This is a genomic window from Litoribacterium kuwaitense, from assembly GCF_011058155.1.
Lineage (GTDB): Bacteria > Bacillota > Bacilli > Bacillales > DSM-28697 > Litoribacterium > Litoribacterium kuwaitense.
This window is the reverse complement of sequence record NZ_JAALFC010000012.1, coordinates 66782-80096: the sequence shown is the minus strand read 5'-3', so window position 1 is coordinate 80096 and position 13315 is coordinate 66782. Positions and strand designations below refer to the sequence as shown.

Below are 13315 nucleotides of genomic sequence, written 5' to 3'. Positions count from 1 at the left end.
TTTTACTGCATGGGATAACTGGCAGCGGAAAAACAGAAGTGTACTTGCAAGCGATTGCCAATGTGCTAGCACGAGGTGAGGAAGCGATCGTTCTCGTGCCAGAAATATCGTTAACGCCGATGATGGTGCAGCGCTTCAAAGAACGTTTTGGCTCTAAGGTTGCTGTTCTCCATAGCGGGCTTTCTGGGGGGGAACGGTATGATGAATGGCGTAAAATTCATCGTCGTGAAGTATCTGTAGCCGTTGGCGCGCGTTCAGCGGTGTTTGCTCCGTTTACTAATCTAGGTCTATTCATCATTGATGAAGAGCACGAGACGAGCTATAAGCAAGAAGAAAATCCTCGCTACCATGCGAGGGATGTTGCTATCGAGCGGGCACAGCATCATGGCTGTCCAGTCATACTTGGAAGTGCTACCCCATCTCTCGAATCGCGGGCACGTGCGCAAAAGGATGTATATACGTATTTAGCATTACCTGATCGAATTGGGCAATACGCATATCCAGAAGTGGCAATCGCCGATATGAAGGAGGAGCTTCATGCGGGAAATCGGTCGATGTTTTCAAGGGTTCTGATGGAGAAGCTTCGTGAAGTCGTCGCTAGAAATGAGCAGGCGGTGCTTTTCTTAAATCGCCGAGGGTTCTCTACGTTTGTCATGTGCCGCGATTGTGGATATGTATTGCAATGCCCGCACTGTGATATTTCTTTAACTTATCATAAACGCTTTGAACAAATGCGCTGCCATTATTGTGGCTATCAAGAGCGTGTCCCACACGAATGCCCGGCTTGTCAGGCAGAACATATTCGTTTCTTTGGAACAGGGACGCAAAAAGTGGAGGAGGAGCTGACAAAATGGATGCCTGAGCTGAGAATTATCCGTATGGATGTAGATACGACTCAGCGTAAAGGCGCTCATGAGCGGCTATTAAAGTCGTTTGAAAACGAAGAGGCGGATGTACTACTCGGCACACAGATGATTGCAAAAGGACTTGACTTTAAAAAAGTAACGCTTGTCGGAGTGCTTGCTGCGGAAACCATGTTGCACTTGCCAGACTTTAGAGCAGCGGAGAAAACATTTCAGCTGCTCACTCAGGTCAGCGGGAGGGCAGGGCGCCATGATTTGCCGGGAGAAGTCATCATTCAGACATATACGCCTGAGCATTATAGTATCGAGCTCTCAGCCTTAAACGATTATGAGGCTTTTTATCAGAAGGAAATGGCATTTCGCAAGCGTGGACAATATCCGCCTTTTTATTACTTGGCTCTAGTTAGTGTTGCTCATGAAGAGCAAATGACTTGTTTGGAGGAAGTCGAGAAAATGGCGCGTTATTTAAGAAAGTCGTTAAGTGATCAGGCGGTCATTCTTGGCCCGGTGGCGTCACCAATCCCGCGGATCAAAGATAGATTCCGCTATCAATGCATGATAAAATACAAAAATGAGCCGGCATTGCTACCGGCAATGCGCAAGCTCATCGAACAGTATGCAGAGCAGATACAGAAAAAAGAGATGCAGGTTGCTATTGATATGCAGCCGTACGCTATGCTTTAAATATGACAGGTGGTAGAAGAATGAAAAAATCATGTTTATGGGAACACCAGATTTTTCTGTCCCTATTTTACAAATGCTTCTTAACCAAAGCGACTCAGAAGTCGTCGCAGTCGTTACGCAGCCGGATCGGCCAAAGGGGCGTCGGCGTGTTTTAACGCCTTCGCCAGTCAAAGAAGAGGCATTAAAGCATCAAATCCCGGTTTTACAACCTGAGCGAATACGCGCCGAAGAGGAGCTAAAGGCGGTTTTAAGCTACGAACCAGACTTAATCGTGACAGCCGCTTATGGGCAGCTCGTGCCGAAAGAATTATTAGACGCACCACCTTTTGGCTGTATTAATGTGCATGCCTCGCTTTTACCAGAATTACGCGGCGGCGCACCAATTCATTATGCGATCATTCAGCAAAAGAAAGAAACGGGTATTTCTATTATGTATATGACCCCAAAGCTCGATGCAGGCCCTGTGTTAGCGCAAAGATCTATTCCAATTGAAGCGACCGATCACGTTGGTATGTTACATGATAAATTAAGCGCCTGTGGTGCAGCGCTACTTGAGGAAATCTTGCCCGCCATTTGGGAAAGGCGTATCGACGCTCAGCCGCAAATTGATGAAGAAGCAACTTTTGCGTATAACATTAGCCGAGAAGATGAAAAAATAGACTGGAGTCAGAATCACCGGAAAGTTGAGGCGCTCATTCGTGGTCTACATCCTTGGCCTGTTGCCTACACGTCTGTCCACGGTCAGACTTTAAAGGTTTGGTGGGCAGTTCTGTCTGGGGAGACGACGGGCGAGTCGCCAGGTACGATCTTACGAATTACGAAAGAAGGTATAGACGTCGCCTGTGGTGATCAGACAGTGCTCACATTAACTGAGCTGCAACCTGCGGGCAAAAAACGAATGAACGCTACGGATTATGCAAGAGGAAAGACAAGCCCATTACAGCCTGGTGTTCAGTTAGGGGAATTATATTGAAGTCCGTACGTGAAGTTGCCCTAGAGCTGCTTGAAAAAGTTGGTACGTCACAATCTTACAGCAACCTTGCCTTAAACCAAGCCATTGACTCAGCACAATTGTCGACCACTGATGTGCGATTGCTGACTGAGCTCGTCTATGGAACGTTGCAAAATGAATTGCTGCTTGACTTTAGCTTACGCCCTTTTCTCGGGAAAAAGAAATTACAACCGTGGGTACGTATCCTCTTACGGATGTCCGCTTATCAAATGATTCAGCTTGATCGCATTCCTGATCATGCAGTCATTCATGAGGCTGTAACGATTGCCAAAAAACGCGGTCACAAAGGGATTGCTGGTCTCGTGAATGGCGTGCTAAGAAGTGCGCAGCGTAAAGGGTGGCCTTCGGTTACAGAAATTGAGGCGATGGATGAGCGGTTGTCCATCGTTTACAGCCACCCACGCTGGCTCGTTCAGCGGTGGATTGAATTATGGGGTGAGGAAGCAACCGAGCAGATGCTCCAACAAAACAACACGCCACCCGCTTCAACGGCACGGGTCAATACGACGAAGGTGACACGTGAAGCGCTGCTTAATACGTGGAATGAGACAGCGTCGATTTCACCTGGCGTTCTTGCTGAAGAAGCGGTCGTCATTCCCGGGCACATCGCGAGCTTAAATGCGTATGAAGACGGCCGGCTGACCATTCAGGATGAAAGCTCTATGCTTGTCGCCCATGCGTTGAACTTAGATCGTGGTTTGACTGTACTCGATGCGTGTGCAGCCCCTGGCGGGAAGACAACCCATATTGCTGAACGGATGCAAGACGAAGGGACAATCCATGCCCTTGATTTGCATCGTCATAAAGTCCGCCTCATCGACCAGCAGGCGAAGCGGTTACAATTGACTTCTATTCATGCCCGCGAATGTGATGCGCGTCAAGCAGAAAAACTTTTTGCCCCAGAAAGCTTCCAGCGAATTTTAGTTGACGCCCCCTGTACAGGATTCGGTGTCATCCGCCGTAAGCCAGAAATTAAATGGAGTAAATCGCGCGCCGACAGTCAAGCGCTTGCTCGTGTGCAATTAGATATTTTATCCGCGGTCGCGCCATTGCTTGCTCCAGGAGGAACGATCGTCTATTCAACCTGTACAATTGAACCCGAGGAAAATCAGGACGTCGTCACCCGCTTTTTACAAACACATCCTGAATTTCTCAGGGATGACACATTCAAAAGTCGTATGCCAGCAGCCCTGCCAGAAGAGGCTTGGACACATGAAGGCGACATCCAATTGCTGCCTCATCTCGCAGGAACCGATGGTTTTTACCTAACCGCTTTACGAAAGAAGGGATCGTAACATGAGTTTACTATCGAAACAAACGAAGGCCCGTCCTTACCATAAACCGATCGACGAGCTGCCATCCATTTATAGCTTAGAACTACACGAGCTTGAAGGGTGGCTTAAGGAGGAAGGACAGCCTGCCTTTCGTGCCGAGCAGATTTATAGCTGGCTTTATGAGAAGCGAGTGTTTTCATTCGACGACATGACGAACCTTCCGAAAGCACTGCGTGAGCGCTTAGAAGAATCGTTTGATCTAACGACGTTAAAGACAATCGTTCAGCAAAAGGCTGAGGATGGGACGATGAAATTTCTATTTGAGCTGACGGATGGCTTTTCGATTGAGACTGTTTTGATGAAGCACGACTATGGCTATTCAGTTTGCGTCACAACACAAGTTGGCTGTCGAATCGGTTGCACGTTTTGCGCATCTACTTTAGGCGGCTTAAAAAGGCATTTGGAGGCCGGGGAGATCGTTGCTCAGGTCGTAAAAGTCCAACAAGTACTTGATGATATCGATGCCCGTCTTGGCCACGTCGTCGTGATGGGAATTGGAGAGCCCTTTGACAATTACGACGAATTGATGAGTTTCTTAAGAATCATTAACCATGAAAAATCATTAAACATCGGTGCCCGTCACATTACCGTATCGACGAGCGGAATTGTACCTAAGATGTACGATTTCGCCGATGAAGGGCTGCAAATTAATTTTGCGTTATCCTTGCACGCTCCAACGCAGGAGATGCGTGAACAGCTTATGCCGATTGCTCGTGCTTATAAGCTAGAGCCGCTCATGGAATCGGTGAAGTATTATACAGAAAAAACGGGTCGTCGCATCACATTTGAATACGGATTGTTTGGTGGCGTCAATGATCAGGAGGAGCATGCTCTCAAGCTGGCGAAGTTAATTAAGCCGATTAAATGCCATGTCAATTTAATTCCTGTGAATTATGTGCCGGAAAGAGATTATGTGAGAACACCGCAAAAGCAGATTCAAAAATTCGTGCATACCCTTCGCAAACAGGGAGTTAACGCAACTGTACGACGCGAGCAAGGTCACGACATTGACGCAGCTTGCGGTCAACTGCGGGCAAAGGAACGGAAAGAAGAGACGAGGTGAAGCCACCCATGAAGACGGTCTATCGAACAGATACCGGCAATGTACGTGAGCATAACGAAGACAGCGTCACTGTAAAGTGCACAAACGGCCAATGCCTTGCGATCGTAGCTGATGGTATGGGAGGGCATCGTGCTGGGGACGTTGCGAGTACAATGGCGGTATCGGAGCTAGTAAAGCATTGGGACAGTCAATTAACGCTTAGCAGTCCGACAGAAGCCGAACAATGGTTTCGTGAAAAAGTGGAAGATGTCAACGCGAAGATGTATTCATATTCTTTGGAGCATGAAGAATGCAGAGGAATGGGAACGACACTTGTATCCGCGATTTGTACACCTCAATTCGTCACGATTGCGCATATTGGCGACAGTCGTGGGTATGTAAAGCGTGCCTCTTTTTTTCGGCAGGTGACGCAAGACCATTCGCTCGTCAATGAACTCGTCCGTTCTGGTGAACTCTCTAGAGAAGCAGCTGAGCATCATCCGAGAAAAAATGTTTTGTTACGAGCATTAGGTACGAATGAAAGGGCTGATGTTGATATCCAATCATTTGAATGGGATTATGGTGAATACGTTTTACTTTGTTCTGACGGCTTAACGAACAAGCTGTCTGAAGAAGAGCTCATCCAAGTTCTGGATAGCGAACTCTCTCTTGACGAAAAAGCGGATCAAATGGTTACGACAGCAAAATCCCTTGGTGGAGAAGATAACATCTCAGCTGCTCTCATCTATCATGAAATGCCTGAAGAAGGTAGGAGAAGAGAAGGATGATCGGGTCACATTTGGATGGCCGCTATCAAATCCTCGACTATATCGGTGGTGGAGGCATGGCCAATGTCTATTTAGCCAAAGATATGATTCTCGATCGAGAAGTAGCGGTTAAAGTGTTGAAGCCAGAATTTTCGAAGGACGAAGAGTTCATCTCCCGTTTTCGCCGGGAAGCACGGTCGGCAACCAGTTTGTCACATCCAAATATTGTCGATATTTATGATGTCGGAGAGCAAGATGATACGTATTACATCGTCATGGAATATGTGAGCGGGCAAACGTTAAAGCAATTTATTCAAAAACACGGATCTTTATCACAGAGATTAACTGTGCAAATCATGGAACAATTAACCTCAGCTATTAGTCATGCGCACGATAACCATATCATTCATCGTGACATTAAGCCTCATAATATTTTGATTGATGAATATAACGACGTGAAAGTTACCGATTTTGGCATTGCAGTTGCCATCAGCTCGACAACCATTACGCAAACGAATTCACTTCTAGGCTCCGTTCACTATTTATCACCTGAACAAGCACGCGGGAGCATGTCCACAAAAAAATCGGACATCTATTCTCTTGGTGTTGTCATGTATGAAATGTTGCGTGGCCAAGCGCCTTTCTCGGGTGAATCGCCCGTAGGGGTTGCATTAAAACACCTGCAAAATGAAATACCTTCACTGCACCAATGGGTACCACATTTACCACAGAGTGTCGAAAACGTCATCTTAAAAGCTTGTGCGAAAGACCCGCTTCATCGGTACGACACTGTCGATGCGATGCACGAAGATTTAACAACCGTTCTTGACGAAGCTCGAAAAGACGAACTGAAATTCGTTCCACCTGATACGGATGACGAAAAAACAAAAGCAGTGCCTGTGATTTCGAGCCATTTAGTGAATAACGCTTCAGCAGACATAACGCACAATCGAAACACGAGCGTTCCTAGCCCTGAGCGCGATAAAGAACCTCCGCAAGCAGAAGAGGCAGCTCCACAAAGGAAACGGTGGCCTAAGGTGCTTCTTTGGACACTTGTTCTCGTACTAGGGATCGGTACCGCGGCTGTTGCAGCAGCGACTTTCTTGCCGACGCTTATGTTTCCTGAGGATGTTGCAGTCCCAGATGTTGATGAGATGCCGCGCATCGATGCACAGCTCGCTTTGCAGGAGAAAAAATTCAATGTAAAAGTAGATGAGGCTCATCACGATGAAGTCGAGGAAGGGCTTGTCATTCGCAGTATCCCGAACGGTGGGGAAACGGCAAAGGAAGGCTCGACCGTGACAATTGAAGTCAGTCTCGGTAAAGAAGCTTCCGTCTTAAGTGATTACATTGAAAAGACGGGAAGCGAAGCGCAACGAGAGCTTGAGTTAAAAGGTTACAACGTAAAAATGTATGAAATTGAATCGGACGAACCTAAAGGGATCGTCGTCGAACAATATCCCGAAGCAGGCTCACAAGTTGTTCCTGAAGACACAACAGTGACCCTTGAAGTCAGCCGCGGACCACAGCTCTTTTTAGAAAGCCTGATAGGCAAGACGAAAGAAGAAGTTCAAAACTACGCATCTGAACATGGATTGAAGCTAGATGTTCATCGGGAAGCAGAATATTCAGAAGAAGTGGCTGCGGGAGAAGTGCTTAGTCAAAGCCCACCTGAAGGTACGACGATGGAAGAGGGCGATCCAGTAGCTGTCGTCTTGTCAAAAGGGCCACCGCCAGTTACAGGTACGAAAACTGTAAGAGTCGAATACGAGCCGGAAGTAAACACCTTTGAAGATCGACCTGAAGAACCAGGACCTCCGTTTGGAGATCGACCTGGTAACGGAAATCAACGCGAAGAACAGCCTAAAGAAGCGATTGTTCGTGTGTATGTAAATGATATGGAACATCAGCTAAATGAAGCGATTCTCGAACAAGCGATCACTGAGACGACCGATATTCCCTTTGATGTAACGCTTGGGTATAAAGAAAGTGCGGAATATCGAGTAACGCTTGATGATGAAGTCGTCGAAAACGGAACGATAACTTATGAAGAATTGAAAAATAATTAGGAGGTATGCATGACAATTGAGGGAAAAATTATCAAGGCATTGAGCGGTTTTTACGGTGTCCAGTATGAGGGTGGCTATGTTCAATGTAAAGCGCGAGGCCTGTTTCGAAAAACGGGGACCTCTCCGCTTGTGGGCGATCGAGTGATGTTTTCTGTGGAAGATGAAATGATTTATGAAATACAATCACGAAAAAATGCACTCGTACGTCCGCCTGTTGCTAATGTCGATATGGCCTTGCTCGTATTTTCAGCACGAGAGCCGGATTTTCAAACAACACTGCTCGATCGTTTTCTTGTCGTTTTGGAGGCATATGATATTGAACCATTGATCTGTATCAGTAAAATGGACCTTGCCGAAAAAAATCTGGGGACTATTCAAGAAGAGGCGGACGTTTATAAGAAAATGGGTTATGACGTGCTATGGACATCTTCCGAAACCAATACAGGTCTTGAGCAGCTGAGACCATGGCTTAGACAAAAAGTCAGTGTCATTGCAGGGCAATCTGGTGTAGGGAAATCCTCCCTCTTAAATGCACTTTCCCCAGGGCTTGATTTAAAGACAGAGGAAATCTCAGCGTCACTTGGCCGGGGAAAGCATACGACTAGGCATGTCGAGTTGTTAAATATTGAGGATGGATGGATTGCTGATACGCCAGGGTTCAGCTCCCTTGATTTTGACGCGGTGGACTCAGCTCATGAATTGCATAAGTATTTTAGAGATTTTCAGGCTTACGCTCCCAACTGTAAGTTTCGCGGTTGTACACATTTAAAGGAGCCCAAATGCGCTGTAAAACAAGCTGTTGAATCAGCGATATCGCATCATTTAGGTATGAGCATTACGAACAGTTTTTTCAAGAAATAAAGGAACGTAAAGTGAGGTATTAACTGTTTTATGCGAAAAATTGCTCCTTCTATTTTATCTGCGGATTTCGGGTGCCTTTACGAAGATATTAAAGAGGTTGAAGACGCGGGTGCCGATTATATCCACTTTGACGTGATGGACGGAATGTTTGTACCCAATATTTCTTTTGGGCTGCCAGTGCTGCAGTCGATCGCGCCGAAGACGACGATTCCAGTGGATGTCCATTTAATGGTGGAACAACCAGAACGCTACATTTCATCTTTTATTAACGCAGGTGCTTCCATCGTGACGGTTCATCAGGAGGCGACAAAGCATGTTCATTCGTGCTTGCAGCAAATTAAAAATGAAGGCTGTCGTGCTGGGATCGCTTTAAATCCAGGAACGCCTGTGTCACTCATTGAACCTATCATTGAGCAAGTAGATCTTATCTTAATTATGACCGTTAACCCTGGGTTCGGTGGGCAATCATTTATCAATGCGACGTTAAGGAAAATTGAAGAGGCAAGAAATCTAGCGGACCGAGTCGCTCATCCAGTTGAGATTGAAGTTGATGGTGGGATCGACGAAAGTACGATTGGAAAAGCAGAGGAAGCAGGCGCAAATGTATTTGTTGCCGGTTCAGCCATTTTTTCTAAAAAAGATCGTGCAAAGGTGATTCAACAACTCCGTCATTCGTGACGATTTGCAAAATATAAGCATATCCATAACAAGCGGAAGAACACCCTCTCTAGGTTCTTCCGCTTTTTTATGGTGTAAAGCGATTAAATAATCTCTAAATTTTTTGCGCTTTTTGTTAACAGTTCAACCCCATCTTCGGTCAAATACACTTCATCCTCAATACGAATGCCTCCGATTTCCGGGATATAGACGCCGGGCTCAATTGTAAACGTCATGCCAGCTGTAAAAGGCAGCTCATTTTCCGCATGCAGTGACGGATATTCATGGACGTCGATGCCGAGTCCGTGTCCGATTCGGTGGGTAAAATAATCATTAAACCCTCGTTCGTATAAGCTCGCTCGCGCCGCTTTTTCGGCAGTAAGCATCGGTTTTCCGACAGAAATGGCGGCAATGGCTTCTTCGTTTGCTTCAAGAACAGCGTCGTACATCGCTCTTTGTTGTTCACTCGCTTTTCTGAAGAAGAAGCTCCGCGTAATATCAGACGTATAGCCTTTATGTACAACACCGAGATCAAAGAGGACGATATCGCCCGCTCGCAATGTACGCTCGCCGCTGACACCGTGTGGCTGAGCGGAGTGTTCGCCGAATAAAACCGTCGTCGTAAAGGACATTTCACGTACGCCTCTTTGAGCAAGCCCTTGCTCGATGATCTGCTTGACTTCCGCTTCTGTAATCCCTTCTTGAAGTGCACCTTTTCCGAGTGAGATGCCGACATCTGCCAAGTGAGCGGCTTCCTTCATAATGTCGATTTCGTCTTGAGATTTCTGTAAACGCATTTGTCTTATATGTGGTTCGATCGCTTCCACATACTTTGGCTTAAATGTCTCTTGAATGGCTTCCAACCTCTCAACCGTCATATGGTGCTTTTCAATCGCTATGGTTGATTCGCTAGCTAAATGGATATGACTAGCAAGTAGTTGCCAAGGGTCTTGTGTGTCATTATAGCCTAGGACTTCACCTTCCCATCCATCTGAACGCGCTTGCTCAATTTCCATATGGGGTAGTAAAAGAATGGCTTTGGCCTCTTCCATGCCAGGGACATAAAGGGCAACAACACGTTCGTGCGGGTCGGTTTTAAAGCCTGTCACATAAAATAGACTAGAGGGTTCTGTAATAAAGGCTGCAGTAAACAACTCTTTCTGACACGTGTGTCGAAGACGTTCCAGTCGCATGTTTTCACTCCTCGTTTAATTAAATAATACGCTAAATGTGGCTCTGTCATTGAAAAAAGCCTTACTGTCATAGTATCATAAAAAAAGAATCATTTTTTTGAAACTTTTTAGGAACCATCCGTAAAAGTAATTGAGAACGGTATAGAGCATAGAGCGCTGAACAAAGCGATGAAGAGGTGGAGCAATGGGATTGTTGAAGCGGATTATCAACGCGTTCAAAGGTGAGAACACATCCTCATCTGAAGTGAAAGAGCGCAACGTCTATAATCTGAAATCAGGTGACATTGTGACGTATGATTTGGAAGATTATGAGGTTGTCGGTACGATTACGTACAATGACTCAGGTTACAAGTGGTATGCCTACCAGCTCGTGAGTCTAAATAAAACGATTTGGTTATCGGCGGAAATGGATGATGAGCTGGAGTTAGGGATATATGAAAAACTGTCTTTCCCGCTGAATCAGCCGATCCCTAAAGAAGTCACTGTCGAAGAGAAGACGTATTATTTAGATGAAAAAGGAAAAGCATATGTCTCAGGTACAGGTCGTTCTCAAAACATATCTAACCGGCAAATGAGTTATTACGATTTTGCTGATGAAGATGAATCAACATTTTTGTCCGTTGAGGTTTGGGGCGAGGAGGTTGAAGTGAGCCGGGGCTACCCAATTCAAGAATTTGAGCTGAAAATTCTCGCTGGTAGTTAAAATAAGATCAATTTAGGAGGAATTTACATGTTTCAATTTTTCAAACGCGTCAAGACAGTCGTGAGCTCAGAGCTTAATTCATTACTAGACAAAGCCGAAGATCCAGTGAAAATGCTTGATCAGTTTATGAGAGATATGGAAGAAGATATCCGTGAAGCGGAAACAGCGGTTGCGAAGCAGATTGCTAATGAAAAAATGCTTCGTAAGAAATATGAAGATGCTCAGCAGCTCGTCGATAAGCGACAGGATCAAGCTGTTCAGGCATTAGAGGCTGGCAATGAAGACCTTGCTCGCCGTGCTTTAGAAGATAAAAAAGCCCAAGAGCAGCAAGCTGAGATGCTAAAAGAATCCCATGCACGTGCGAAGCAAGATGCGGATAACTTGCGCTCTCGTTTAGATGAAATGAAAAAAGAATATCAAGAAATGAAGCTAAAGAAAGATACGTTAAAAGCACGTGCTGAATCCGCACAAACGAGAACAAAAATGAACCATGCCATGTCATCCATTGGTTCAGATGAGTCTAAAGCCGGTTTCCAGCGTATGGAAGAAAAGGTTATGCAAGTTGAGGCTGAGGCTGAAACAAGCGAAGATTTGCGATCATCGAATCGCAGCCTCGATGACGAATTTGAAGCTTTAGGCAACAATGAAGTTGATGATGAACTGGCTGCATTAAAGAAAAAGCTCGGTAAAGAATAAATAAACGTTGATGTAATACAATTAGATAAGAAGGGGAAAACAGTATCTTCCCCTTCTTTAATACGTTTTTGAATGTAGCTACTTAAGAATGGTCATAAGAGTTCGACAGGAAGAGATGATTTTTATGGGAATGGGTCATGTTGTTACACAAGGAGTACAAAACGTCGCCTCCGCTGTGAACACAGCCCGATATTTAGGATGGTGCTTACAATGAGAGCTTTTCTATATGGATCAACATTCGTACTGATGCTCCTCTTGTTGACAGCATGTGGGGATCAGAGTGTTAGTAATTATATTGAAGATACAGATTCATATGAGTTGAAAGACGTCATTACAAGCTCAGCCGATTCTTCAGATTATTCAAAAGTGTATCAAGTCAATGGGAAATCGATTGAACAAGTCAGTGATGAACTGAAGAACTGGCGTGAGCCCGAAGAAGAAAGTGACGTCGTTGACGGACGTAAGTTGATGATCTATGGAGAGGAGCTCGTCGTTTTGTCGGAAGAAGACGGTGAGGCACAAGTAGAAGTGTCAGAAGACGATTTCGTCAGAGATAATTATTCTCCGAGCTTTTTTAATCAATTGATGACGCTCGCCATTATCAATCGCTTTTTAGGCATTGACGGTTGGGGAACTGTCCAGCGAGACCGTTGTAGGGCAGGTGACTGCTACGGGGGGTATACATCTTCTGGTGGCTCATATCGAGGTCCGTCCGGTCCATCGCCTTTTAAAGGCTATTCCAGCCGTGGTGGAGGGCCAGGTGTAGGTAAATAATTGCAAGGGAACAGAAGGGAGAGCACAGCGCTTTGAACTTAGTATGGTTAACGATCTTATATTTTGTTGCATCTATAGTTGTCGTATTAATCGGTGTCTTATTATTTGAGTTGATGACTCGTCAGTACAAAGATTGGGAAGAAATTCAACATGGAAATATCGCGGTAGCGCTGTCTATTGGTGGTAAAATTATCGGAATCTGTATCGTATTAGCTTTCTCGATTTTTCATAACGATACTGTGCTTGCAACGTTTTTATGGGGCTTATTAGGCGTCGCTCTGCAGCTTGTGGCGTACCTTTTATTTGAATTATTTACGCGCCGTTTCTCAGTTGAAACAGAGTTAAAAGCTAAAAACGTTGCTGTAGGTATGATTTCATTAAGTGTATCGATTGGTCTTGGCTTTGTCATCGGAGCATCGATTACATAAACCTGTGACAGAGTCAGCGTTTTTGGCAGATGCTTGATAGTGCCTCTACCTCATCCTGATATAACATATTTCTTATGGAGGCTTTTGCGAAAACCTTCATAAAATGAGGCGAAAGTGACGTGCACAACGCTTTTAACAAGCTGAGATGGTTTCTGTCATAGAAACCATCTTCTTTTCTTTTGTTGTATAAAAAACATAACATGAAACAGATTGTAGACATGCGAGTATTGCC

General features: G+C 45.3%; 12 protein-coding genes and 1 pseudogene. 12 read left to right on the top strand and 1 reads right to left on the bottom strand.

All coding sequences use genetic code 11. The features are described 5' to 3' along the window. The 8 genes and pseudogenes from priA to rpe all read left to right on the top strand — a co-directional run. A partial coding sequence (gene priA / locus G4V62_RS08810; RefSeq protein ID WP_165201309.1) for a primosomal protein N' occupies positions 1-1547 on the top strand: 1547 nt, incomplete at its 5' end. 31 nt (positions 1548-1578) lie between these two features. After that, the gene (gene fmt / locus G4V62_RS08805; protein WP_246218345.1) at positions 1579-2520 is read left to right on the top strand and encodes a methionyl-tRNA formyltransferase; all 942 of its coding nucleotides are present in this window, start codon (positions 1579-1581) and stop codon (positions 2518-2520) included. Beyond that, the gene (gene rsmB / locus G4V62_RS08800) at positions 2517-3854 is read left to right on the top strand and encodes a 16S rRNA (cytosine(967)-C(5))-methyltransferase RsmB (protein ID WP_212508714.1); all 1338 of its coding nucleotides are present in this window, start codon (positions 2517-2519) and stop codon (positions 3852-3854) included. Before fmt ends, rsmB begins: the two co-directional genes overlap by 4 nt. 1 nt (position 3855) lies before the next feature. Then, positions 3856-4956, top strand: a complete 1101-nt coding sequence (gene rlmN / locus G4V62_RS08795) for a dual-specificity RNA methyltransferase RlmN (protein WP_165201307.1) — start codon at positions 3856-3858, stop codon at positions 4954-4956. 8 nt (positions 4957-4964) lie between these two features. Next, on the top strand, positions 4965-5723 hold the full coding sequence (locus G4V62_RS08790) for a Stp1/IreP family PP2C-type Ser/Thr phosphatase (protein ID WP_165201305.1): 759 nt from the start codon (positions 4965-4967) through the stop codon (positions 5721-5723). After that, positions 5720-7771, top strand: a complete 2052-nt coding sequence (gene pknB / locus G4V62_RS08785) for a Stk1 family PASTA domain-containing Ser/Thr kinase (protein ID WP_165201303.1) — start codon at positions 5720-5722, stop codon at positions 7769-7771. Before G4V62_RS08790 ends, pknB begins: the two co-directional genes overlap by 4 nt. A gap of 9 nt (positions 7772-7780) precedes the next feature. Then, positions 7781-8655: pseudogene (gene rsgA, locus G4V62_RS08780) on the top strand (ribosome small subunit-dependent GTPase A). Between the two features lie 7 nt (positions 8656-8662). Then, entirely contained in the window at positions 8663-9310 is a 648-nt protein-coding gene (rpe, locus tag G4V62_RS08775; protein ID WP_165201301.1) for a ribulose-phosphate 3-epimerase, read from the top strand. 83 nt (positions 9311-9393) lie between these two features. On the opposite strand, the gene G4V62_RS08770 is transcribed toward rpe, so the two are convergent. Beyond that, a complete protein-coding gene (locus G4V62_RS08770; RefSeq protein WP_165201299.1) occupies positions 9394-10482 on the bottom strand; it encodes a M24 family metallopeptidase in 1089 nt (362 codons plus the stop codon). A 184-nt stretch (positions 10483-10666) separates the two neighbouring features. Here G4V62_RS08770 and G4V62_RS08765 point away from each other — a divergent pair, with 184 nt between their 5' ends. The 4 genes from G4V62_RS08765 (at position 10667) to G4V62_RS08750 (ending at position 13083) form a co-directional block, all read left to right on the top strand. Beyond that, entirely contained in the window at positions 10667-11185 is a 519-nt protein-coding gene (locus G4V62_RS08765; protein WP_165201297.1) for a DUF4178 domain-containing protein, read from the top strand. A gap of 27 nt (positions 11186-11212) precedes the next feature. Continuing rightward, positions 11213-11881 carry a PspA/IM30 family protein gene (locus tag G4V62_RS08760; RefSeq protein WP_165201295.1) on the top strand — a complete coding sequence of 223 codons (669 nt, stop codon included), beginning with the start codon at positions 11213-11215 and terminating at the stop codon, positions 11879-11881. A 210-nt stretch (positions 11882-12091) separates the two neighbouring features. Next, positions 12092-12655: a DUF4247 domain-containing protein gene (locus tag G4V62_RS08755; protein ID WP_165201293.1), complete on the top strand. Its 564-nt coding sequence runs from the start codon at positions 12092-12094 to the stop codon at positions 12653-12655. Positions 12656-12687: 32 nt separating this feature from the next. Then, complete coding sequence (locus tag G4V62_RS08750; RefSeq protein ID WP_165201291.1) at positions 12688-13083, top strand: DUF350 domain-containing protein; 396 nt, start codon at positions 12688-12690, stop codon at positions 13081-13083. Positions 13084-13315 lie beyond the last annotated feature (232 nt).